This window comes from Enterobacter sp. 4974935, assembly GCF_058661735.1.
The window spans coordinates 4,346,858-4,369,861 of the sequence record NZ_JBZWGT010000003.1; the positions used below are offsets into that span (position 1 = coordinate 4,346,858).

The 23,004-nt window shown below is 52.3% G+C and carries 21 protein-coding genes; 14 read left to right on the forward strand and 7 right to left on the reverse strand.

The window, feature by feature from the left end; all coding sequences use genetic code 11:
• Positions 1–25: 25 nt before the first annotated feature.
• The 3 genes from recF to dnaA are packed head-to-tail and all read right to left on the reverse strand — an operon-like array spanning position 26 to position 3,598.
• The gene (recF, locus tag AC4OVS_RS22045) at positions 26–1,099 is read right to left on the reverse strand and encodes a DNA replication/repair protein RecF (protein ID WP_022646527.1); all 1,074 of its coding nucleotides are present in this window, start codon (positions 1,097–1,099) and stop codon (positions 26–28) included.
• Positions 1,099–2,199 carry a DNA polymerase III subunit beta gene (dnaN, locus tag AC4OVS_RS22050; protein ID WP_003861122.1) on the reverse strand — a complete coding sequence of 367 codons (1,101 nt, stop codon included), beginning with the start codon at positions 2,197–2,199 and terminating at the stop codon, positions 1,099–1,101. The genes recF and dnaN overlap by 1 nt, the downstream gene beginning before the upstream one ends.
• Before the next feature lie 4 nt (positions 2,200–2,203).
• A complete protein-coding gene (dnaA, locus tag AC4OVS_RS22055; RefSeq protein WP_003861124.1) occupies positions 2,204–3,598 on the reverse strand; it encodes a chromosomal replication initiator protein DnaA in 1,395 nt (464 codons plus the stop codon).
• Between the two features lie 638 nt (positions 3,599–4,236).
• Here dnaA and rpmH point away from each other — a divergent pair.
• The 6 genes from rpmH (at position 4,237) to AC4OVS_RS22085 (ending at position 9,596) form a co-directional block, all read left to right on the forward strand.
• Positions 4,237–4,377 (forward strand): 50S ribosomal protein L34, encoded by a 141-nt coding sequence (rpmH, locus tag AC4OVS_RS22060; protein WP_000831330.1) that lies wholly within the window; start codon positions 4,237–4,239, stop codon positions 4,375–4,377.
• Between the two features lie 16 nt (positions 4,378–4,393).
• On the forward strand, positions 4,394–4,753 hold the full coding sequence (rnpA, locus tag AC4OVS_RS22065) for a ribonuclease P protein component (RefSeq protein ID WP_006808764.1): 360 nt from the start codon (positions 4,394–4,396) through the stop codon (positions 4,751–4,753).
• Positions 4,717–4,974 (forward strand): membrane protein insertion efficiency factor YidD, encoded by a 258-nt coding sequence (yidD, locus tag AC4OVS_RS22070; protein WP_001307474.1) that lies wholly within the window; start codon positions 4,717–4,719, stop codon positions 4,972–4,974. The genes rnpA and yidD overlap by 37 nt, the downstream gene beginning before the upstream one ends.
• A 2-nt stretch (positions 4,975–4,976) precedes the next feature.
• Positions 4,977–6,620: a membrane protein insertase YidC gene (gene yidC, locus AC4OVS_RS22075; RefSeq protein WP_023298949.1), complete on the forward strand. Its 1,644-nt coding sequence runs from the start codon at positions 4,977–4,979 to the stop codon at positions 6,618–6,620.
• A 72-nt stretch (positions 6,621–6,692) separates the two neighbouring features.
• Complete coding sequence (mnmE, locus tag AC4OVS_RS22080; protein WP_022649885.1) at positions 6,693–8,057, forward strand: tRNA uridine-5-carboxymethylaminomethyl(34) synthesis GTPase MnmE; 1,365 nt, start codon at positions 6,693–6,695, stop codon at positions 8,055–8,057.
• A 318-nt stretch (positions 8,058–8,375) separates the two neighbouring features.
• A complete protein-coding gene (locus AC4OVS_RS22085) occupies positions 8,376–9,596 on the forward strand; it encodes a tyrosine-type recombinase/integrase (protein WP_491922720.1) in 1,221 nt (406 codons plus the stop codon).
• 56 nt (positions 9,597–9,652) lie between these two features.
• On the opposite strand, the gene AC4OVS_RS22090 is transcribed toward AC4OVS_RS22085, so the two are convergent.
• Positions 9,653–11,098, reverse strand: coding sequence for a caspase family protein (locus AC4OVS_RS22090; protein ID WP_324286082.1), 1,446 nt, complete (start codon positions 11,096–11,098; stop codon positions 9,653–9,655).
• A gap of 755 nt (positions 11,099–11,853) precedes the next feature.
• Here AC4OVS_RS22090 and AC4OVS_RS22095 point away from each other — a divergent pair.
• From AC4OVS_RS22095 to AC4OVS_RS22125, 7 genes are all read left to right on the forward strand, one after another.
• Positions 11,854–12,162 (forward strand): phage integrase N-terminal domain-containing protein, encoded by a 309-nt coding sequence (locus tag AC4OVS_RS22095; protein ID WP_228339091.1) that lies wholly within the window; start codon positions 11,854–11,856, stop codon positions 12,160–12,162.
• Between the two features lie 312 nt (positions 12,163–12,474).
• Positions 12,475–14,658 (forward strand): M23 family metallopeptidase, encoded by a 2,184-nt coding sequence (locus AC4OVS_RS22100; RefSeq protein WP_324286081.1) that lies wholly within the window; start codon positions 12,475–12,477, stop codon positions 14,656–14,658.
• Positions 14,655–15,350, forward strand: a complete 696-nt coding sequence (locus AC4OVS_RS22105; RefSeq protein ID WP_228339089.1) for a hypothetical protein — start codon at positions 14,655–14,657, stop codon at positions 15,348–15,350. The genes AC4OVS_RS22100 and AC4OVS_RS22105 overlap by 4 nt, the downstream gene beginning before the upstream one ends.
• Positions 15,351–15,512: 162 nt before the next feature.
• Complete coding sequence (locus AC4OVS_RS22110; RefSeq protein WP_032677160.1) at positions 15,513–16,688, forward strand: MFS transporter; 1,176 nt, start codon at positions 15,513–15,515, stop codon at positions 16,686–16,688.
• Positions 16,657–17,628: an HTH-type transcriptional regulator YidZ gene (gene yidZ / locus AC4OVS_RS22115; protein ID WP_022649883.1), complete on the forward strand. Its 972-nt coding sequence runs from the start codon at positions 16,657–16,659 to the stop codon at positions 17,626–17,628. The genes AC4OVS_RS22110 and yidZ overlap by 32 nt, the downstream gene beginning before the upstream one ends.
• A 122-nt stretch (positions 17,629–17,750) precedes the next feature.
• Entirely contained in the window at positions 17,751–18,497 is a 747-nt protein-coding gene (locus AC4OVS_RS22120; protein WP_023298947.1) for a 4'-phosphopantetheinyl transferase family protein, read from the forward strand.
• A 36-nt stretch (positions 18,498–18,533) separates the two neighbouring features.
• Complete coding sequence (locus AC4OVS_RS22125) at positions 18,534–19,100, forward strand: NADPH-dependent FMN reductase (protein WP_022649881.1); 567 nt, start codon at positions 18,534–18,536, stop codon at positions 19,098–19,100.
• A gap of 91 nt (positions 19,101–19,191) precedes the next feature.
• Here AC4OVS_RS22125 and adeP read toward each other — a convergent pair whose 3' ends face one another.
• Positions 19,192–20,529 (reverse strand): adenine permease AdeP, encoded by a 1,338-nt coding sequence (adeP, locus tag AC4OVS_RS22130; protein ID WP_139152660.1) that lies wholly within the window; start codon positions 20,527–20,529, stop codon positions 19,192–19,194.
• Positions 20,530–20,694: 165 nt separating this feature from the next.
• Between adeP and yieH the strand changes: the two genes are divergently transcribed.
• Complete coding sequence (gene yieH, locus AC4OVS_RS22135; RefSeq protein WP_022649879.1) at positions 20,695–21,360, forward strand: 6-phosphogluconate phosphatase; 666 nt, start codon at positions 20,695–20,697, stop codon at positions 21,358–21,360.
• Positions 21,361–21,445: 85 nt separating this feature from the next.
• On the opposite strand, the gene phoU is transcribed toward yieH, so the two are convergent.
• Positions 21,446–22,171, reverse strand: coding sequence for a phosphate signaling complex protein PhoU (gene phoU / locus AC4OVS_RS22140; protein WP_003861153.1), 726 nt, complete (start codon positions 22,169–22,171; stop codon positions 21,446–21,448).
• Between the two features lie 26 nt (positions 22,172–22,197).
• Positions 22,198–22,971: a phosphate ABC transporter ATP-binding protein PstB gene (gene pstB, locus AC4OVS_RS22145; RefSeq protein ID WP_003861154.1), complete on the reverse strand. Its 774-nt coding sequence runs from the start codon at positions 22,969–22,971 to the stop codon at positions 22,198–22,200.
• Between the last annotated feature and the right edge of the window lie 33 nt (positions 22,972–23,004).

Genomic DNA, 23,004 nt, shown 5'->3' on the forward strand with positions numbered 1-23,004 from the left:
CGTTTCTCGCTCATTTCAACTTGGGTTAATCCGTTATTTTACCCTTTTCCACGGTAAACATCTTCGAATTTTCGTCCGACATGTCCATAACGTGTTCAGCGCTAATGGCGCTGACGAAAACCTGCGACTGCGTGGCTTTTAAGCGGCTGGCAAGTAGCCCGCGCCGCGCGTCGTCAAGTTCCGAGGCAAAATCATCTATCAGGTACAGGCAGCGTCGCCCACTTTCGCGGGTGAGGAACTCCCCCTGCGCCAGGCGCAGCGCGCACATCAGGAGCTTCAGCTGCCCGCGCGACAGCGTGTCTTCCACCGGCGCACCGTCGGCACGAATGCGGAAATCCGCCTTGTGCGGGCCGTGCGCGGTGTAGGTCAACATGCGATCGCGCTCGAAGCTTCTCTCTAACACCTCGGCATAATCCGTCTCTTTTTCCCAGCCACGCTGGAAAGAGAAGGTGAGAGAGAACTCGGGTAAAAACTGTTTGCAGGTGTCGGCCATGTCTTCGGCGATACCTGCGCTGTATTCGGCACGCCAGCGGCTGATTTGTTCCGCAAGAGGAATTAATTCCATGTCCCACGGACGCAGCTGGGCGTAGCGCGTGACCTGGCGCAATGCGGCGTTACGCTGTTTAAGCAGACGCTTCAGATTGCTCCAGGCGTTAAAGAAACCGGCTTCATTGTGAAAGCATCCCCAGTCGAGGAACGCTCTTCTGTATTTGGGGCCACCGTTGAGTAAAGTAAACCCCTCCGGCGTAATCAGCTGCATCGGCATCAGCAGTGCCAGCTCCGCCACCTTGTGGCCGTCGGTGCCGTCGATGCGCACCTTGCTGTCGCCCTGCTTGTCTTTGGTCAGGCCGATGGCGGTTTCCCGCTCGGCACCCTGCAAGCGCCCATGCAGCACAAACGCATCCTGCTCGTGGCGAATCACGCGACCAATCTGCAAACTGCGAAACGCCCGGCCATGACCGAGCGTATAGATGGCTTCCAGCACGCTGGTTTTGCCGCTGCCGTTCGCGCCAACCAGGAAATTAAAGCCAGGGGATAAAGCGAGATCCGCGCTCTCGATGTTGCGAAAGTCGCGGATCAACAGACGGGTGAGCGACATTACAGTCTCATTGGCATGACAACATAAGCAGCCGACTGTGATGCGGCATCTTCAATCTGTACGCTCGAAACGGAGTCAGTCAGCAGGATGCGAACGTTCTCGCATTTCAGTGCATTCAGCACATCCAGCACATAGCTGACGTTGAAGCCGATTTCCATCTCAGCCCCGGCGTAGGTGACGTCCAGAATCTCTTCTGCCTCTTCCTGCTCCGGGTTGTTGGCGGTGATTTTGATCTGGTTTTCACTCACGTACAGACGTACGCCGCGGAATTTCTCGTTGGAGAGAATAGCGGCGCGCGCGAACGCCTGCTTGAGGATGTCGCAACCTGCCTCCAGCGTTTTGTCCGGGTTCTTCGGCAATACGCGGCGATAATCCGGGAAACGTCCGTCTACCAGCTTCGATGTGAAGACAAAATCGCCCACGTGGGCACGAATATTGTTGCTACCAATCTGCACGCGCAGCGGGGTGTCGCCGCCGTCGAGCATACGCATCAGTTCAATTACGCCTTTACGCGGTACGATCACCGAATGGTTTGGCAGTGAATCGCCAATAGGCATAGAACAGACCGCCAGACGGTGACCGTCTGTAGCCACGGTACGCAGCTCTTCACCTTCGGTTTCGAACAGCATGCCGTTTAAGTAGTAACGAACGTCCTGATGCGCCATAGAGAACTGCGTGGCTTCAATCAGACGCTTCATCGTCGCCTGCGGCAGGGTAAATTCAACTTCGCTCTGCCAGTCATCCAGGTTCGGGAAGTCCGCAGCGGGCAGCGTGGAGAGGGAGAAACGGCTGCGGCCAGAGCGCACCAGCATGCGGTCGCCCTCCAGCTGCACGGCGATTTCAGCGCCTTCCGGCAGCCCACGGCAAATATCAAAGAATTTACGTGCCGGAACCGTGGTCGCGCCCGCGTCGTGCGGCTGAGTCAGCGTAACGCGCGCGATCATTTCCATTTCCAGATCTGTGCCGGTCAGCGACAGCGTACCGTCAGCGACCTGAAGCAGCAGGTTTCCAAGAATAGGCAGCGTAGGGCGGCCGCCTAATGGGCCACTCACCTGTTGCAGCGGTTTTAATAAATGTTCACGTTCAACGGTAAATTTCATAGCGTCACGATGATAATGTTCTGATTAAATTGGAAAAATCTTCTTTTATGTCGTGGCTTTCTTCGCGTAACTGCTCAATCTTGCGACAGGCGTGCAGCACGGTCGTATGGTCACGGCCACCAAACGCATCACCGATTTCCGGCAGGCTGTGGTTGGTGAGCTCTTTTGCCAGCGCCATCGCCATCTGACGCGGACGCGCCACCGAGCGGGAACGACGTTTAGACAGTAAATCTGCCACTTTGATCTTGTAGTACTCAGCCACCGTCTTCTGAATATTGTCGATGGTGACCAGTTTTTCCTGCAATGCCAACAAATCGCGCAGCGCTTCACGCACAAAATCGATGGTGATCGCACGACCGGTAAAATTGGCGTTGGCGATAACGCGGTTCAGTGCCCCTTCCAGCTCACGAACGTTGGAACGCAGGCGCTTGGCAATAAAGAACGCCACTTCACCCGGCAGGCGAATGTCGTTCTCGTCGGCTTTTTTCATCAGGATCGCGACGCGGGTTTCCAGCTCCGGCGGCTCGATCGCCACGGTCAGGCCCCAGCCGAAGCGGGATTTGAGACGATCTTCAACGCCGTTGATCTCTTTTGGATAACGATCCGAGGTCAAAATGATCTGCTGATTGCCTTCCAGCAGGGCGTTAAAGGTGTGGAAAAACTCTTCCTGCGATCGTTCTTTATTGGCAAAGAACTGGATGTCATCGATCAGCAGCGCATCAACGGAACGGTAGTAGCGTTTAAACTCTTCGATCGCATTGTTTTGCAGGGCTTTTACCATGTCCTGAACGAAGCGTTCGGAGTGCATATACACTACTTTGGCATTGGGCTTACGCGCCATAATGCCGTTGCCCACCGCATGCAGCAGGTGCGTTTTACCGAGACCCGTGCCGCCATAAAGGAACAGCGGGTTGTAAGCACCACCGGGATTATCGGCAACCTGGCGGGCCGCCGCGCGCGCCAACTGGTTCGACTTACCTTCAACGAAGTTATCGAACGTGTGTTTCACGTTAACATTAGAGCGGTAGGTAGGCTCAGCGGGGGCCGGAACGTTATCCCAGCCCTGACGAGCCGGTGCAACGCGAGGCGCTGGAGCGGGCGCCGCCTGTGCAGGGGCTGCCACATTGACAACTTCACGAACGGTTTGGGTGACCGGCTTTGTGCCCACTTCAAAACGCAGCTGTGGGGCATCTGACCCGCAGAAATCGTTAAGCAGTCCATTGATGTTATTAAGGTATTTATCCCTTACCCAATCGAGCACGAAACGGTTTGGCGCGTACAAAGCCAGCGTGTTATCGCTCAGTTCCGCCTGCAATGGGCGGATCCACATACTGAATTCTGTGGCTGGTAACTCATCCTGCAATCGGGCAAGACACTGCTGCCAAAGCGAAAGTGACACGGCGGACTCCACTCGAACAATAAAAGAAAACTATTGAATATTCATGATTGTTGGCGCACATCGACATGACCCCATCAGGGTGATGTGCGAACCGCTATCTGCGGTTATACACGCTATCGTTGATACAGCCTGAACGATGTTGTGTTTATGCCCGGCCAGGATCGCTGGATCCCGATCAGGACCGCGGATCATAGCCTAAACTGAGCCAGAGATCTTCTGTTTCTCACAGATTCTTCCCGATTTATCCACAGGAAGATCCGGAATCGGGTAAGTGTAAACGATCCTGACACGAGTGCCTCGCGATTTAGGCCGCATATTGGAAAATTTAATGAGCACAGACAATTTTGGGCTTAAATGATCTAACGAAGATCCAGGAGGATCCTTGCGCTTTGTTGGCGAGCCCGTATAATCCTCGACCCGGCGCGTGATGCTCATCTTCCTGCGTCGTTCGTTGCTCATTTTCCACGCGAAATCGTGCGGAAATACGCAGGGATTTAAGGAAAGAGAATTGACTCCGGAGTGTACAATTATTACAATCCGGCCTCTTTAATCACCCACGCTGAGGCGTTAGTCGTTCGAATCTCGTTCGGGTATACGCAAAAGTCAGTGAATTTATTCAAGTTTAGGTAGAAATCGCCATGAAACGCACTTTTCAACCGTCTGTACTGAAGCGCAACCGTTCTCACGGCTTCCGTGCTCGTATGGCTACTAAAAATGGTCGTCAGGTTCTGGCACGTCGTCGTGCTAAAGGCCGCGCTCGTCTGACCGTTTCCAAGTAATAAAGCTAACCCCTGAGTGGTTAAGCTCGCATTTCCCAGGGAGTTACGTTTGTTAACTCCCACTCATTTCACTTTCGTCTTCCAGCAGCCACTACGGGCTGGCACGCCGCAAATCACCATCCTCGGCCGCCAAAATTCGCTGGGGCATCCCCGCATCGGTCTCACAGTCGCCAAGAAAAACGTTAAGCGTGCGCATGAACGCAACCGGATTAAACGTCTGACGCGTGAAAGCTTCCGTTTACGTCAGCACGAACTGCCTTCAATGGATTTCGTGGTGGTGGCTAAAAAAGGGGTTGCCGACCTCGATAACCGTGCTCTCTCGGAAGCGTTGGAAAAATTATGGCGCCGCCACTGTCGCCTGGCTCGCGGGTCCTGATAGCCCTCATTCGGGTCTATCAACGCCTGATTAGTCCGCTACTCGGGCCACATTGCCGTTTCACGCCAACATGCTCAAGCTACGGAATTGAGGCATTGCGCAGGTTTGGAGTGATAAAAGGCAGTTGGTTGACGGTGAAACGCGTATTAAAATGCCACCCTTTACACCCAGGTGGAGACGACCCCGTCCCTCCAGGACCTTTTGATACCAGAGAACACTAACGATGGATTCGCAACGCAATCTTCTTATCATCGCTTTGTTGTTCGTGTCTTTCATGATCTGGCAGGCATGGGAGCAGGATAAAAATCCTCAACCCCAGCAGCAGACCACGCAGACCACGACCACCGCAGCGGGTAGCGCCGCCGACCAGGGCGTACCGGCCAGTGGCCAGGGGAAACAGATTACGGTTAAGACCGATGTGCTTGAGCTGACTATCAACACCCGTGGTGGTGATGTTGAGCAGGCGCTGCTGTTGACCTACCCGAAAGAGCTGAAGTCTACCGAACCGTTCCAGTTACTGGAAACCACGCCTGAGTTTATCTACCAGGCACAGAGCGGCCTGACCGGTCGTGATGGCCCGGATAACCCGGCGAACGGTGCGCGTCCACTGTATAACGTCGAGAATGACACCTTTGTGCTGGCTGATGGTCAGAACGAACTGGTTATTCCGATGACCTACACCGACGCGGCAGGCAACACCTTCACCAAAACCTTCACCCTGAAACGCGGTGAATATGCGGTGAACGTGGGCTACAGCGTACAGAACACCGGTGCGAAACCGCTGGAAATCTCTACCTTTGGTCAGCTGAAGCAGTCCATCAATCTGCCGTCTCACCGTGACACCGGAAGCAGCAACTTTGCGCTGCATACCTTCCGTGGCGCGGCTTACTCCACGCCAGATACTAAGTACGAGAAATACAAATTCGACACCATTGCCGATAACGAAAACCTGAACGTCAGCTCTAAAGGCGGTTGGGTCGCAATGCTGCAACAGTATTTCGCGACGGCGTGGGTACCGAATAACGACGGTACGAACAACTTCTACACCGCGAACCTCGGCAACGGTATTGCAGCCATCGGCTACAAATCTCAGCCGGTTCTGGTGCAGCCGGGTCAAACCGGTAAGCTGGCAAGCACCCTGTGGGTCGGCCCGGAAATCCAGGATAAAATGGCTGCCGTTGCGCCGCACCTGGATCTGACCGTTGATTACGGTTGGTTGTGGTTCATCTCTCAGCCGCTGTTTAAGCTGCTGAAGTTCATCCACAGCTTCCTGGGTAACTGGGGCTTCTCCATCATCGTTATCACCTTTATCGTTCGTGGCATCATGTACCCGCTGACTAAAGCTCAGTACACCTCCATGGCGAAGATGCGTATGCTACAGCCGAAGATTCAGGCTATGCGTGAGCGTCTGGGCGATGACAAACAGCGTCAGAGCCAGGAGATGATGGCCCTGTATAAAGCAGAGAAAGTGAACCCACTGGGTGGTTGCTTCCCGCTGCTGATTCAGATGCCAATCTTCCTTGCGCTGTACTACATGCTGATGGGTTCCGTTGAGCTGCGCCACGCGCCGTTCGCCCTGTGGATCCATGACCTGTCCGCACAGGACCCGTACTACATCCTGCCGATCCTGATGGGCGTGACGATGTTCTTCATCCAGAAGATGTCTCCGACCACCGTGACTGACCCGATGCAGCAGAAGATCATGACCTTTATGCCGGTCATCTTCACCGTGTTCTTCCTGTGGTTCCCGTCAGGTCTGGTGCTGTACTATATCGTCAGCAACCTGGTGACCATCATCCAGCAGCAGCTGATTTACCGTGGTCTGGAAAAACGTGGCCTGCATAGCCGCGAAAAGAAAAAGTCCTGATTCGGTAACTTAACGCTAAAATAAGGGCGGTCGATTGACCGCCTTTTTTATTTGTATTGAACGAGAGCAACCATGAGCCATAACGACACTATCGTCGCCCAGGCAACCCCACCGGGACGCGGTGGTGTAGGCATTCTGCGCATCTCCGGCCTGAAGGCGCGTGAGGTGGCCGAAGCGGTGCTGGGTAAACTGCCAAAGCCGCGCTACGCTGATTATCTGCCATTTAAAGATGCCGACGGCACCTCGCTGGACCAGGGCATTGCGCTGTGGTTCCCCGGCCCAAACTCCTTTACCGGCGAAGACGTGCTGGAGCTTCAGGGTCACGGCGGCCCGGTGATCCTCGACCTGCTGTTGAAACGTATTCTGACCCTGCCTGGCCTGCGCATTGCGAAGCCGGGTGAGTTCTCCGAGCGTGCCTTCCTGAACGATAAGCTCGACCTGGCTCAGGCCGAAGCGATTGCCGACCTGATCGACGCCAGTTCCGAACAGGCAGCCCGCTCCGCGCTGAACTCGTTGCAGGGGGCATTTTCCGCACGCGTGAATCACCTTGTGGAAGCACTTACTCACCTGCGAATCTATGTTGAAGCGGCTATCGACTTCCCGGACGAGGAGATTGACTTCCTTTCTGACGGCAAAATCGAAGCCCAGCTCAACCAGGTGATGAACGATCTGGATGCCGTTCGCGCCGAAGCGCGCCAGGGCAGCCTGCTGCGTGAGGGCATGAAGGTGGTCATTGCTGGTCGCCCCAACGCCGGGAAATCAAGCCTGCTGAACGCCCTGGCGGGCCGTGAAGCGGCGATCGTGACCGACATAGCCGGTACCACCCGCGATGTTCTGCGCGAGCATATCCATATCGACGGCATGCCGCTGCACATCATCGATACCGCTGGCCTGCGCGATGCGAGCGATGAAGTCGAGCGTATCGGTATCGAACGCGCCTGGCAGGAGATCGAGCAGGCCGACCGCGTGTTGTTTATGGTGGACGGCACCACGACCGACGCCGTTGACCCGGCTGAAATCTGGCCAGACTTTATCGCCCGTCTCCCGGCCAAACTGCCGATCACCGTGGTGCGCAATAAGGCCGACGTTACCGGCGAAACGCTGGGCATCAGCGATGTGAATGGCCACTCACTTATTCGTCTGTCGGCCCGTACCGGGGAAGGCGTGGAAGCCCTGCGTAACCATCTCAAACAGAGCATGGGTTTTGACACCAGCATGGAAGGCGGCTTCCTGGCGCGTCGTCGTCACTTGCAGGCGCTGGAAGAGGCGGCTCGCCACCTTGAGCAGGGCAAAGCCCAGCTGATCGGCGCTTGGGCCGGCGAGCTGCTGGCGGAGGAACTGCGTCTGGCGCAGCAGAACCTGAGCGAGATCACCGGGGAGTTTACGTCGGACGATCTGCTGGGACGGATTTTCTCGAGCTTCTGCATTGGTAAGTAAGTTTTAGTCCATCTTCGTCCGTGAACGTTCACTAACCCGCATTAACTATTTGTTAATGCGGGTTTTTACTTCCATACTCGTCCATAGTCGTGCGGGTTCATCCGCGATTTTTGTGTACTGAATTGTGCCCATCTTTAAATCCCTCGTGTGACATTGTTTATTTTTTGAGCTAAAAATCACATCAAATGACACAAAAAACGGTATAAAAAACGCTCAAACATGCCTTCTCATGGACACAGTGAAAAAGAAGGCGTTAATAATCCAATATTAAACAATCTATTAGAAAGTATGCCCATGGACACACTGTAGAGGTGAGATATGGCACTTTCAGATACCAAACTACGCACACTTGCTCCCAGAAACCGCCCCTGGCAACTTGCCGATCATGACGGGTTGGTGATTGAAGTTCTTCCCACCGGACGAAAAATCTGGCGTTTCCGCTACCGCTTTGACAACAAATCGCAAAAGATCACGCTGGGTGAATACCCGGCTTTCTCACTTGCAGAAGCGCGGCTCTGGCGTGAAAAGTGCCGCACACTGGTTGCCCATGGCATCAATCCCGCGCAGAAAAAGCAGGAAGAAAAGCTTAAACAGAAAGACCCAACGACAGTCAAAACATTCGCCAAACGCTGGCTGACCGTTATCGTTGAAAAAAGTAACCGCGATCCGCGCAACATCGCTCGCGTTATCGAGAAGGACAACATTCCCATCATCGGGAAGCTGGAACTGGAAGAACTCACAACTGCCCATATTCAGGTCGTGCTCGACCGCATCAAGCAACGAGGTTCGGATCACGTCGCGCTACTGACGCGAAACGTGCTTAAACGCATGCTGGCCTACGCGATTTCGAGGGGAATCATCTTCAACAACCCGGCAGCCGCTATCGAGGCTCGTTATACCGCACAAGCAACAAGCCGCGACGTGGCGCTAACGGCAGAAGAGATCGGTATCCTGCTACGGGGGATCTACACCTCTAACATGAACCGACGCCACAAGCTGGCTTTGCACCTGCTGATCATCGGCATGGTGCGTAAATCGGAGATGATTGAAGCGACATGGAGCGAAGTTAACTTCAACGTGCTGGAATGGCGTATACCCGGCGAAAGAATGAAGATGGATAACCCGCATATTGTTCCGCTGTCAAAGCAGGCGCTGGCGATGTTCGAAGAGTTAAAATTTCTGGCCGGAGATTCTCCATACGTCTTCCCCAGCCGAAACGACTACCGACGTCCGATCTTCAAAACAACGCTGAACTGTGCGGTGCGTACGCTGGATCTTAACGTCAGGGATTTTGTTATTCATGACTTCCGGCGTACTGCCAGCACATTGCTCCATGAGCAAGGCTACAACTCCGACTGGGTAGAGAAATGCCTGGCGCATAAAATCGGCGGCGTTCGCGGTGTCTACAACCGCGCGGAGTACCTGAATCAGCGGCGGGAGATGCTTCAGTCCTGGGCGGACTTGGTTGATGCGCAGATTGAGGAGGGGCGGAAGGTGGTTATCGGGAAGTTTGGGAAATTATATGAGACCAATACTTAAAATGAACATTGGCCCTTTTAAAAGGGCCAACATTAAAAGGGCCAACATTAAAAGTATTATTTCTTTTCTTTTTTTGATGCCACATCAAAATTACTAAGTAAGGGTTGATAAATTGAATCATAAAATTGTTTATATGATTCACTAACATATTCCGATAATTTTTCCTTTTCTAGAAGTTCTACAATCCTAGGAATCCACTTACAATCATCAGTTATTATTTGCTCTTTATCCCAACCAACATTTTTATAAGAAGCAATCGTAGAAAAAATCATTAGCTTCGTTCTTGATATTAATGGTAAAAAGAACATTGTCACACTATTAAGATTAGGGTAAAGCGGTTTAACTTTTATTTGTATAACATGAAACGGCACTTCTGTAGTCGTGGCCAAAGAAGTTGGTACATTTCTATATTTAGTAACTGTTTTATAAGCATCCTCACTAAATATATCTAACCCTAAGACACCAGGTTTGCGGACTCTATCTTCATATGATTCATTTGTAACTATAGCTCTCACAAAAAATCCGTCGTTATTATTACTAATCCATTCGGATAGTGATTTTATTTTTGGGATTGAATTATAATCGTTATGAATAATAATCTCTCTTTCAAACAGAGCCTGTAACTCCCCATCAAGTGTAAAAGAAGATTCAATTAGTTCAGGTATAGAATTATAAATCTGCATAGCTGCATCTTGTTCAAAGAATCTTTTCGCATCGTTTTCGATTAATTGTTTCAAAGAATAATGCTTGTCTTTTTTTTCTATTTTAACATCATCCCGACGAAGAATTTCTTTTAGAAAAACTTTTTCATCTGGTAGTGCATTAACAAATACATCTGTAAAATTAGCTTGACTAACGAATACTGGTGATTGTTTTTCATTCCCCTGAAATTCATCAGACACATAATCAATAATATCTTTATACCTAACTAACTCTGTTTTACTGCTAAGTACAGCCTCTCCAATAGCCTTAGTAAAGAAACTCAACTTATTATCAGCGTAAGAATACTGCAAACTTTCCGAAGAATACATAAAATAACATTTATCAAAACTCTGTTTAGACGTATTTATATACTTATCAAAAGCCGTCGGATCTTTGATGTATGGGATCCCAGAGTTACAAGCATCTACTATTTTCACAGTTAGTTTAGGGGAGATAGATTTGATCAGAATATCTAACTCTGAGTTTTCTAGAGATGTTGATTTAATCCTTTTCGAATCAAAATCACTCATTATATAGTGAAATTCTTCACCATCAAAATAGCCATGCCCACTAAAATAGAAAAAAAGCTGATCAATTTCCTTACCAAAATTACTTTGCAAAAATGATGTTAATTTAGCCTTAACTGTTTGTGTGTTTGTTTCGTTGTCGATCATTAATATCGAATCATAATTATCACCAATCGATATCAATGAATTCATCAATAAAACATCATTCTTACTTGCCATTAAATTTTGCTGAGAGTCATACTCACTAACACCAATCAAAATAGCTATTTTCATATAAACCTCTTAAAAGCGTGATGCAACCATCATATAACAGTAACTTTCTATGGTTAACCCAATGAATCTTTTCAGAATTTCACTACGCTTACTCATTAATTTCAAGCATAATTAAAATCTTCAAATCCCAAAAACAGTTTCCCACAGCTTTCCCCTTCCCCCAGATCTACCCTATCCCCTACTCATAGCAGTACCCCTAAAAGCTTCCTGTTCTAAGACGAACTGTGACCTGTAAGAAGCGCCTTTGGCGGTCAGCCCCCCGGTCAACCAGGGAACGAAGCGTGGTCTGAAACTGACATCCTGTCTCGATACAGGTGGCCACACCCTTTATCGCTACCCTGTTGCAAGCGTAGCGACAGACAGAACGCTGTAGAGAAGTCGGGCGGCATTGCCGAAGGCTTTGCGTCCGTACTTCCTGCTGAATGTACAAAATGCGGCGTCACTATTAAGAGCATAAGCGAGTGAAAGTGACGCCAGCTCAACCCAGCTACTGCCTGCAAATCCACTGCAAAAAACAGGCTGACACTCAAACAGATGTCAGAAATTCACTTACCAGGAGGAGAAACCAGCACTACCGAACCGATACCGGAGGACAGGTTATTTTACCTGTGGGGATATACCTGCCTGAGCAGGCGGCTGCATTCGTACATCACCGTACCCCGTCTTACCTCATCTGCGCATTCTCCGCCGCACCGGTATCGTTCAGCACAGCACGCTGTGTCCAACCGCGCGTCGGAGAATTGAGTGGAATAGCTATGTCGAAACTTACAAAACGCATGGAAAAACTCGCCCTGCCGGTTGGTGGCAGTTTTAAAACAGTCCATGATCGCCTCCGTATCGCCAGGCGTTTAAGCCAGCATCTGCACAAGCTGAATATCCAGATTCAGGATCTCCAGCATCTGAAATCGTCACATATCGAAAGCTACGTGATGGCACGACGGGAAGCAGGAATTACGCCACGCACGCTACAAAACGAGATGGCCGCCCTGCGCACCATTTTTGCTCAGGCTGGACGCGAAAGGTTTACCCAATCGGAACGAAGCGTTCGAGTTGGGCAACGCTAGGCCCACTGGTAGTGAACCAGACAGGGTTGGCGTACCGGTTATCCGACCCCGTGCTTTTTTCGAAGCCCCTGCTGGGGGCGGAAATCTATTAAAATGAAAGCTTACATTAGTTAAGTAACCATCTGATATATAGGAATTTATAGGACATAGATAATGCCCTCAAAACAGTGTCTTTTTAATCAAAAATGGGCATCGCTACTAGCTAAATCCAGTTGTCGCTCTTTTTGCCTTTTCTCTTAGTCTTCCAGTACGCTATCGTAATTAGTCATACGAAAAACAGGGATTTTCCCGCCACACAGACAGGAAGTCATCATGATTATCAGCCCGCCTTTTAACCGCGAACAGAACGCTGGTGAAAATGATTATACCTGGGTAAACAATATGCTTCCCATCGATGCACGCCGAAGTTTTCCGCTGAATACACATGGTTCCTGGCATGGTGGCGTGCATGTCACCCATACCGATGCAACCAGCCGCCCGGAAATGCTCCGGGCTATTGCTGATGGTGTGGTGGTTTCTTTTCGCAAACCTTCTGGTCTGGAAAAGCGCGATGCGTTCCCGCTGAACTACAACGGAAAAACAGATGACGGCTATGTGCTGCTAAAGCATGAAACAGCCATTGGTAGCGGAGACAGCGGCAGCATTGTTTTCTATTCCCTGTACATGCATCTGCGGGAGCGGCTGGACCCAGCCATCGTGGAAGGGGCCAAAATCTGGCGCAAGGATGTCATTGGACAGAGTGGCATGGTGGATGGCGCGAATGCCTTCCATTTTCAGGTGTTCTGTGACGATCAGAACATGATGAAGCTAACCGGCCGCACCACTCCGGGGCTGAATATTGCGTCAGACGGCAGAACGGACACCGTATACGGTGATATTCATTTTTATCTGCCTGCCGGGACCGTGTTTTACGAGCAGATCCCGGACATGGCGTCACCGGATGCCTCTCAGCTCAAAGTCATTCATACCAGCACAGAGTCGCTATACGTCAGTATGACCTTCGAAAAAGGTAGCTGTACGATGGTTACACGCAGGAAAAATTCTACTTGTGATGCTGCCTATGATGTTATCGGCGAAGCTCTGATTGATGTGGACCACAAAAATTATGAGTACACACTCTATGAACTGGCTAAACAACTTTATCCTCAAAACCGTTCTGCTGGTTTTGAGTTACTACGTTTTGGGCGCGTCATCAGTACCAATGTCACACTGACGCCAACAGATTCGCCATTATGGCGAACGATTAACTTCCCTGGTGGTTCAGGCATGGTCAATCTGGCCGTCCCAGAGATAAAAAAATTCAGCGACGCTGATTTTCCCCACTGGACAGGATGGTGGATGGTTGACGACGATACCGACAACAACAGCCAGTGCAATTCGTTATTCGTGAAATCATTACAGAAAGATGGGCATTTCAGTGCACTCAGCAATCGGCTGGTTTGCCAATTCCCACTGGAGTGGAATGCAGCCACCTTCGATCAGCGTTATTCGTGGCTAAAGTCGGGCAACGATGATATTACAGCCATGCAGGATGCTGATTACGACAAACTGAAAACCCACGCATCAGCGTTATGTTTCGACCTGGGAGAACTGGGCTCAGGCCGTTTATGGCATTTTCACCCGGCTGAGTTTATTAGCCATTTCCGCAAATGCGGCTGGCTAAGCCAGCAGGAACTGAAGCAAATAGTACCCATGCACGCCATCCGTAATGCAGGGAAAGTAAAAGGTATGGTATGGGAATCCATCCCTTGGCATGACGGGGAAAAAAGCCTTGCTGAACGTCTTAATATCCCTCTGAACCGGGCGATGCAGAAATACCTTATCACTACTCCTCTGCGCACTGCCTGCTTCCTGGGAAATGCCATTCAGGAAACCCAGTGGCTAACGCGCACGGAAGAAGGCGGAAGCACTCACCTCTGGTACTACCCGTGGCACGGCCGCGGGCTGCTGCAACTGACGAATCCAATCAACTATTTCACCTATTTCACTTTCTGCGGCAAATCATACCCGGAAACGGTCAGTCAGAATCTGATGACGGAATACAGACGATTATCTAACCTCCCGGCAGACCAGCGGCATAAAAACAGTAAGCTGCCCGACGACGCTCACCCTGATTTACCAGCAAATGTGATTGAGTGGCGAAATTATGTCGCCAGCTCTGATGAAACAGTAGCAGACAGTGCAGGGTTTTACTGGGCTTTAAACCCAATGGCCTTTTATGCCGATGAGGAACACAGCTTAGAACGATGCGCTGTTAGTGCCGGTATGCAAACACGTGTTTATTATCGTAGCCCAGCATTCTGGAAGGCTTGCGCCACAGTGAATCTACCAGGGAAAAGAGATGATCAATATTCACACGCCCTGAACGGTTTTGAGGCCCGCTGCTGTGTGTATGGTAATGCCATCTCTGTGCTGACGGAGATGAAATTCCCGGATGCAAATCAGAAGACAGTAAACGATAAACCAGAATCAAATCAGCTAAGGAGAGCAAAATGAGCAAACATTTTTTACCTTTAATATTAATTCTTTGCTCATCAACAGCATGGGGAAATATCACACCAGGCATAACCATGCCTGGTGGATTTAATAAGAGCTCATTTTCAGCCGTTCGTCTTGATGCCGGTGGATTTGAAGGATACAACGCAGTGACAAATAACGGCTGTGGAGGGGTGACATATAAAGACTTCACTCCAACACCCTATCGCACACTAAAAGATAAAAACAACGATCCTGTGTATAAAGGGATAGATTTTTGGTACTGCGAGTTTGAGAACACAGTAAGAAAGGATGGGTATGGTCCTGGTCGCCTGCTCCCGGAAAAAGTCTATTTTGATGAAAAAAACGGGATCTGGAAGAAAAAGAAATACCACCTGAGCAAGGAAGAAACGAAGGCGTCATTACGCACTTACGGGATCAGCGTTATCAACACCCTGCAACCGGTAACGGTATATAACATTGATTCAGTGAACGCCAAAGGGTATGCCGTCATTGACAGCAACATCCCCAAAGAAGACCGCAACCACGGAATGAAAGGTAAAAGAATTTCATTCTGCCTAATGCACGATGGCGATGCTCTGTGTGGCTCTGGCCCGATGGTTTACACATTTGACGGCAAGGATGTTGATTTCAGCCCCTATGTGCTCAAATCCCTTGAATCGATTGAAATGGGTCTTCCGGCAAAGCTGTAAAAGAGTGGCTCCGATAAAGAACCAGGAAGCTATTAACGTCTTAGCCATTTCCCGGTTGCTGTATCGGTGATTTCCTTCCTGGAAATCACCATTGTCCAAATGGCAACTCGCTTTATCCCCTCCATGCCCCCTATCCTGCATGCCTGCATCCATGGGGGATTTATGGCTCGTTTTCTGTTCTGTAGTTTTGCACTCGTTCTGCTTTATCCATCCGGCATTGATATGTATCTGGTAGGGCTACCGCATATTGCCCGCGATCTGGGGGCCAGCGAGGCGCAGCTGCACATCGCGTTTTCGGCCTACCTCGCGGGAATGGCGTCGTCGATGGTATTTGCCGGGAAAATCGCGGACAGAGCCGGCCGTCAACCCGTCGCCATTACGGGGGCGGTTATCTTTACGCTGGCATCGGTACTGTGTTCAATGGCTCAGGAAAGCACAATGTTCCTGTCAGGGCGCTTTATCCAGGGCATTGGCGCGGGCGGCTGTTACGTGGTGGCGTTTGCCATTCTGCGCGATACCTTGAGCGCCCAGCGCCGCGCCAGGGTGCTGTCGATGCTGAACGGCATTACCTGCATCATCCCGGTGCTGGCACCGGTTGTAGGCTACCTGATCATGCTGAAATTTCCATGGCAGAGCCTTTTCTGGACCATGGCCACAATGGGCGCCATCGTCTTTATACTGTCCGTGACGGTGTTGAAAGAGACCCATCCCGGTTCGCAGCAGACGCACCACGCTGCTACCATTCATCCGGCTGAAAAGCTTCTGAATCGCTTTTTCCTGAGCCGCCTGGCCATCATCACGCTCAGCGTGGCGGTGATCCTCACCTATGTAAACGTTTCCCCGGTGTTACTGATGGAGACGATAGGCTTCGATCGCGGTGAGTATTCGACGGTGATGGCGCTCAATGCGATGGTCAGCATGGCAGTTTCATTCTCGATGCCCTTTGCGCTCAATATCTTCCGCCAGCGCACGCTGATGCTCACTTCACAGACGCTGTTTCTCGCCGCAGGCGTGATTCTGGCGACCGCCACCTCACATGCGCTGATGCTGGTGGGTATGACCCTGATCTGCGCCGGATTCTCCGGCGGCTTCGGCGTGGCGATGAGTCAGGCGCTTGGCCCGTTCTCACTGCGGGCAGGCGTGGCAAGCTCGGTGCTGGGCATTGCGCAGGTCTGCGGTTCGTCGCTGTGGATTTGGCTGGCGGCGGTGATCGGCCTTAACGCGCTGAATATGCTGATCGGGGTTCTGATTGGCTGTAGCATACTCTGCATTACCTTACTTATGGTCATCCAGCCCGCGGCGCACTATGAAGAAGCCCATCAGCAGTCTCGATCTTAATCTTTTACTTTGCCTGCAGTTGTTGTTGCAGGAGCGCAGCGTCACCAAAGCCGCGAAGCGAATGAACGTGACGCCGTCCGCAGTGAGTAAATCGCTGGCGAAGCTGCGCGACTGGTTCGACGATCCGCTGTTTGTGAAAACGCCTTTAGGGCTACTGCCCACGCCGCTAACGGTGAGTCTGGAACAGGATCTGGCCGACTGGATGCAGATTGGCAATCAGATCGTCGATAAATTCCACCATAGCTCTCCAGGCGGGCTCAAGTTTGTGCTCGCCGCCGAAACGCCGCTGATGCTGATTCGCTTCAACACCCTGCTGGAGCAGGTGAATGAGCGCTACCCACAGGCGACGGTGAAGTTGCGCCAGTGGGATTATGATTCGCTGGACGCCATTACGCGCGGAGAGGTCGATCTCGGTTTTACCGGCCGCGAAACGCACCCGCGCTCCCGCGAGCTGCTAAAGCTGATGCCGTGGTTTATTGACTACGAAATCCTGTTCAGCGACCGTCCGTGCGTCTATCTGCGAGAAGATCATCCGGCACTTCACGAAGCGTGGAACCTTGAGACGTTTCTGCGCTACCCGCATATCAGCATCTTCTGGGAGCGCAGCGATACCTGGGCGCTTGATGAAGTGCTAAAAGAGATGGGCCGCGAGCGCAACGTCGCCATGAGCCTGCCCGGCTTTGAACAGTCGATGTTTATGGCGGCTCAGCCGGACCACAACTACATTGCCACTGCGCCCTACTACTGCCATCACTACAATCAACTCCACCAGCGTAATCTGGTCTGCCTTCCCATTCCCATCGATGAGGCGCAGGCAGAAAAGCTGACCGTACCCTTTACGCTAATCTGGCATAAGCGGAACAGCCATAATCCAAAAATTATCTGGCTGCGCGAAACTATAAAAGCCCTGTATACCGCGCCAGGTCAGGTTTTTGCCTAAGATAATGTAAAGTTCGGTCCTCAGGCTTCTCTTATTTCTATTTACTGATTAAAACAGAAGCTGAGTTAAGCGATAATCATGTAACCGTTTAACCGACTACGACCATTATCAGGGAGCGAAAAATGGCTACGCACTTTGCACGAGGAACATTAACGGAAGGGCATCTCGTATCGGCCAGAATTTCTTCAGCCTGTCACAGTGAGGCGCTCAAACTACCTGAACACCGCAGGACGCGGTTTTTAGCTTCCAGAGCGCTCCTCGCAGAACTGCTTTTTATGCTGTACGGCACCAGCGAATTACCGGACATACTCACCCAGCCAGAAGGTCGCCCGGTTTTTGCGGACCCGGCACTCCCCCATTTTTCCATTGCGTATACCGGCAACATTGTTGGCGTCGCGCTGACGACTGAAGGTGATTGCGGCCTGGATATGGAGCTGCAACGCGTCACGCGCAGCTTCCATGGTGCTAACGCGCTCGATGAATACCCGCTCTCCAGCAATGAAAAGCTGTGGATACGTAACCAGAACGATCCCGTTGAAGCCAGAGCGCAGCTCATCACCCTTCGCCAGAGCATCCGTAAACTGAGCGGCGCGGCATCAGACGACGCCAGCCTGTTGCAGCTGCTTCCCGGCTCCGGACGCCTGCGTGCCGCGAAAGCCTCGCTGGTAGAGGCGCTCAGCGACGCTGAGGACGTGTTGATCTGGTCCGTTGCGGTGAGCCCCGCCATCGAACGGCTGAAAATCTGGGAGTTTGACAGTATTCGCGGTTGGCGTAGTCTTCCGGATGTACCTGAGCGCGCCAACGAGCCCGCCGCGCGCCTGATGCGATTAACCAGTTTACCGGCAGAAAAAGCATACACCCATAGCTGATCCGTCCAGGGTCATCATGATGAAACAGGAGTAATCATGTCTGATACGTTGAAAGTTGTTACGTTACTGGGAAGCCTGCGCAAAGGTTCTTTTAACGGGATGGTAGCGCGCACGCTGCCACAGCTGGCGCCTGCGGGAATGGAGATCAGCGCCCTGCCGTCTATTGGCGACATCCCGCTTTATGATGCTGACGTTCAGCAGGAAGAAGGGTTCCCGCACAGCGTGGAGGCGATAGCCGAGCAGATCCGTCAGGCTGATGGTGTAGTGATTGTAACGCCAGAATATAACTACTCGGTTCCGGGGGGTCTGAAGAACGCGATTGACTGGTTATCCCGTTTACCGGAGCAGCCGCTGTCAGGCAAACCGGTGCTGATCCAGACCAGCTCAATGGGCGCCATCGGCGGTGCGCGCTGCCAGTATCACCTGCGACAGATCCTGGTGTTCCTGGATGCGATGGTGATGAACAAGCCGGAATTTATGGGCGGCGTGATTCAGAACAAAGTCGACCCGCAGACGGGTGAAGTGGTGGATCAGAGTACGCGTGACCATCTCTCTGGTCAGCTGACTGCGTTTGGGGATTATATTAAGCGGGTTAAAACCTGATAAAAAAGCCCGGTGGCGCTAGCGCTTACCGGGCCTACACTCGTCAGTAGGTCAGGTAAGCGAAGCGCCACCTGACACCACAAACCGCACCTTAGTGCGCGTCAATAAACACAATCTTGAGCACAAACAGCAGCGCCACAATCATCACGCACGGGCTGAGTTCGCGGAAACGGCCGGTACCGATCTTCATCACACAGTACGAGATAAAGCCCAGCGCGATACCTTCGGTGATCGAGAAGCTGAACGGCATCATCACCGCGGTAATAAACGCCGGAACGGCTTCCGTCAGATCTTCCCACTTCACGCGCGCCAGGCTCGAGGTCATCAGCACGCCGACGTAGATCAGCGCGCCAGCTGCCGCGTACGGTGGCACCATCCCCGCCAGCGGAGAGAGGAAGATCACCAGCAGGAACAGCAGACCCACGACTACCGCCGTCAGGCCAGTACGGCCGCCCACGGACACGCCGGAAGAGGATTCAATGTAAGCGGTAACAGACGAGGTGCCGATGAAAGAACCCGCAACGGACGAGATGCTATCCACATACAGCGCCTGCTTCATGCGCGGGAATTTGCCTTTCTCGTCCGCCAGACCCGCTTTGTCCGTCACGCCAATCAGCGTACCGGAGGAGTCAAACAGGTTGACCAGCATGAAGGAGAAAATCACTCCGGCCAGACCCAGGTTCAGCGAGCCCGCCAGATCAACGTGACCAATCACGGTAGAAACGCTCGGTGGCGCAGAGACAATACCGCTGTAATGCACGTCACCCAGCATCCAGCCCAGCAGCGTGGTCACGATGATAGAGACCAGCACCGCAGCGTGGATGTTACGCGACGCCAGGATCGCGATAATAAAGAAGCCCAGCACGCCCAGCAGCACGCTGTGAGAGGTCAGGTTACCAATACTCACCAGCGTTTCCGGGTTCGCCACGATTACGCCAGCGTTTTTCAGCCCCATCATGCCGATAAACAGACCGATACCGCTGGTGATACCCACGCGCAGGCTCACGGGAATGTTCGCAATCATCCAGTAGCGCACACGGAAGATGGTCAGCAGCAGCAGGCCGACCGCGCCCCAGAAAATAGCGCCCATCCCGACCTGCCACGGCAGGCCCATCGCCTGAACCACCACGAACGCAAAGAACGCATTCAGACCCATTGCCGGGGCCAACGCCACGGGCAGATTAGCGAAAACGCCCATCAGGATGCTGCCAAGCGCCGCGATCAGACAGGTGGTAACAAAGACGGCGCTGGTGTCCATGCCAGCCACGCCCAGAATTTGCGGGTTAACGAAAACGATATAGACCATCGTCAGGAAGGTAGTAAAACCGGCGATCACTTCGGTGCGTGCCGTTGTGCCGTGCTCGCGCAGTTTGAACACGCGCTCAAGCAGCCCCTGACCAGATGTCTGGGTAGTGTGTTGTTGACTCATCATCAATTTCCGAACAAGGAGGGAAAATTCGTCGCTATCCTATACCAAAATGCGACAATAGTGGCGGTTACGGGATACTTTTTTCATTGATTTTGCTTATACGGCAACGATTGCGTCTCGTTAAACTGTCGTACGTAAACGTTAAACTTGTTAAAAGGGAAAGGCATGTCCGGAATTGAAGCGGTATTTTTCGACTGTGACGGTACGCTGGTCGACAGTGAGGTCATTTGTTCCCGCGCGTATGTCGCCATGTTCCAGGAATTTGGCATTACGCTCGATCTCGAAGAGGTGTTTAAACGCTTTAAGGGCGTGAAGCTGTACGAGATCATCGACATCATTAACGAAGAGCACGGGGTGGATCTGGCGAAAGCGGATCTGGAACCGGTGTACCGCGCCGAGGTCGCACGCCTCTTCGACGCCGAGCTGGAAGTTATCGCCGGCGCTAACGCGCTGCTGGATGCGATGACGGTGCCGATCTGCGTGGTCTCTAACGGCCCGGTCAGCAAAATGCAGCATTCACTCGGCAAGCTGGACATGTTGCACCACTTCCCGGAAAAACTGTTCAGCGGCTACGATATCCAGCGCTGGAAGCCGGATCCGGCATTGATGTTCCACGCGGCGAAGGCGATGAACGTCAACGTGGAGAACTGCATCCTGGTGGATGACTCGTCTGCGGGCGCGCAGTCGGGGATTGATGCGGGGATGGAGGTGTTTTACTTCTGCGCCGATCCGCACAACAAGCCGATCGATCATCCAAAAGTGACGACCTTTACAGACCTGGCGCAGCTGCCGGAATTGTGGAAGGCGCGCGGGTGGGATATTACTCGCTGAAAAAACAAAGCCGGATGGCGCTAACGCTTATCCGGCCTACAAGGATCGTAGGGCGGGTAAGCGATAGCGCCACCCGCCACACACATCACTCTTTCGGATCTTTACCCGCCAGCAGCTTGTCCAGCTCGTCGCCGCCCACGTGACGGAAATCCTGTCCCTTCACGAAGTAGAAGATGTATTCGCAAATGTTCTGGCAGCGGTCGCCAATACGCTCAATTGAGCGCGCGCAGAACAGCGCGGTCAGCACGCTTGGAATGGTACGGGAATCTTCCATCATGTAGGTCATTAGCTGACGCACTATGCCTTCGTATTCCTGGTCAACTTTCTTATCTTCACGGTAGATACGGACCGCTTCGTCCAGATCCATGCGCGCGAAAGCGTCCAGCACATCGTGCAGCATCTGCACGGTGTGGCGACCGAGAGACTCCAGGCTCACCAGCAGCGGCTGGTGCTGCTGGGAGAATTTCTCCAGCGCGGTGCGGCAGATTTTATCCGCCACGTCACCAATACGCTCCAGCTCGGCGATAGTTTTGATGATCGCCATTACCAGACGCAGGTCGCTCGCGGTTGGCTGACGCTTGGCAATGATGCGCACGCACGCTTCGTCGATGGCGACTTCCATCATATTGACGTTGTGATCGCCTTCGATAACGCGCTTCGCCAGCTCGCTGTCCTGGTTGTGCATTGCCGTAATCGCATCAGAAAGCTGCTGCTCGACCATGCCGCCCATGGTCATCACCTGGGTGCGAATGCTTTCCAGCTCTGCGTTAAACTGGCCGGAAATGTGTTTATTAAGATTGAGGTTGTCCATGGTTTCTCCACATGCACTAAGGCAAATCAACCGTAGCGGCCAGTAATATAATCTTCGGTTTGTTTCTTCGCAGGACGGGTGAACAGCGCGTCCGTATCGCTGAACTCAATCAACTCGCCCAGGTACATAAACGCCGTGTGGTCAGAGCAACGGGCTGCCTGCTGCATGTTGTGAGTGACGATCACCACGGTGTAATCCTGCTTCAGCTCGGTGATCAGCTCTTCGATACGCCCGGTTGAGATCGGGTCAAGGGCTGAGCACGGCTCATCCAGCAGCAAGACTTCCGGGCGAATGGCGATACCGCGCGCAATGCACAGACGCTGCTGCTGTCCACCGGAGAGAGAGTACCCGCTCTGGTGAAGTTTATCTTTGGTTTCGTTCCATAATGCGGCCTTGGTCAATGCCCACTGCACGCGCTCGTCCATATCCGCACGGGAGAGCTTCTCAAACAGACGCACCCCAAAGGCGATGTTGTCATAGATCGACATCGGGAACGGCGTGGGTTTCTGGAACACCATCCCCACTTTCGCACGCAGCAGGGCGATATCCTGGGTATTGGTCAGGATGTTGTCACCGTCCAGCAGAATTTCACCTTCTGCGCGCTGCTCCGGATAGAGCGAATACATTTTGTTAAAGGTGCGCAGCAGCGTGGATTTACCACAGCCAGACGGACCGATAAATGCCGTGACCTGGTTCTTCGCGATATCCAGGTTGATATTCTTCAGGGCATGGAATTTGCCGTAGTAGAAGTTCAAATCACGAACCTGAATCTTACCCGGGGCAGTATCAACCATACTCATTGACTCATTTCCTCATTCGGCGCCGCGATGTGC

What these genes read in the sequence shown, in the direction of transcription:
- AC4OVS_RS22105 (WP_228339089.1), top strand. Translation starts at nt 14,655, where the DNA reads ATGAGCAAACATTTTTTACCTTTAATATTAATTCTTTGCTCATCAACA.
- AC4OVS_RS22120 (WP_023298947.1), top strand. Translation starts at nt 17,751, where the DNA reads ATGGCTACGCACTTTGCACGAGGAACATTAACGGAAGGGCATCTCGTA.
- AC4OVS_RS22090 (WP_324286082.1), bottom strand. Translation starts at nt 11,098, where the DNA reads ATGAAAATAGCTATTTTGATTGGTGTTAGTGAGTATGACTCTCAGCAA.
- AC4OVS_RS22100 (WP_324286081.1), top strand. Translation starts at nt 12,475, where the DNA reads ATGATTATCAGCCCGCCTTTTAACCGCGAACAGAACGCTGGTGAAAAT.
- dnaN (WP_003861122.1), bottom strand. Translation starts at nt 2,199, where the DNA reads ATGAAATTTACCGTTGAACGTGAACATTTATTAAAACCGCTGCAACAG.
- rpmH (WP_000831330.1), top strand. Translation starts at nt 4,237, where the DNA reads ATGAAACGCACTTTTCAACCGTCTGTACTGAAGCGCAACCGTTCTCAC.
- AC4OVS_RS22085 (WP_491922720.1), top strand. Translation starts at nt 8,376, where the DNA reads ATGGCACTTTCAGATACCAAACTACGCACACTTGCTCCCAGAAACCGC.
- yidC (WP_023298949.1), top strand. Translation starts at nt 4,977, where the DNA reads ATGGATTCGCAACGCAATCTTCTTATCATCGCTTTGTTGTTCGTGTCT.
- yidD (WP_001307474.1), top strand. Translation starts at nt 4,717, where the DNA reads ATGGCGCCGCCACTGTCGCCTGGCTCGCGGGTCCTGATAGCCCTCATT.
- yieH (WP_022649879.1), top strand. Translation starts at nt 20,695, where the DNA reads ATGTCCGGAATTGAAGCGGTATTTTTCGACTGTGACGGTACGCTGGTC.
- mnmE (WP_022649885.1), top strand. Translation starts at nt 6,693, where the DNA reads ATGAGCCATAACGACACTATCGTCGCCCAGGCAACCCCACCGGGACGC.
- adeP (WP_139152660.1), bottom strand. Translation starts at nt 20,529, where the DNA reads ATGAGTCAACAACACACTACCCAGACATCTGGTCAGGGGCTGCTTGAG.
- pstB (WP_003861154.1), bottom strand. Translation starts at nt 22,971, where the DNA reads ATGAGTATGGTTGATACTGCCCCGGGTAAGATTCAGGTTCGTGATTTG.
- phoU (WP_003861153.1), bottom strand. Translation starts at nt 22,171, where the DNA reads ATGGACAACCTCAATCTTAATAAACACATTTCCGGCCAGTTTAACGCA.
- recF (WP_022646527.1), bottom strand. Translation starts at nt 1,099, where the DNA reads ATGTCGCTCACCCGTCTGTTGATCCGCGACTTTCGCAACATCGAGAGC.
- AC4OVS_RS22110 (WP_032677160.1), top strand. Translation starts at nt 15,513, where the DNA reads ATGGCTCGTTTTCTGTTCTGTAGTTTTGCACTCGTTCTGCTTTATCCA.
- AC4OVS_RS22095 (WP_228339091.1), top strand. Translation starts at nt 11,854, where the DNA reads ATGTCGAAACTTACAAAACGCATGGAAAAACTCGCCCTGCCGGTTGGT.
- yidZ (WP_022649883.1), top strand. Translation starts at nt 16,657, where the DNA reads ATGAAGAAGCCCATCAGCAGTCTCGATCTTAATCTTTTACTTTGCCTG.
- AC4OVS_RS22125 (WP_022649881.1), top strand. Translation starts at nt 18,534, where the DNA reads ATGTCTGATACGTTGAAAGTTGTTACGTTACTGGGAAGCCTGCGCAAA.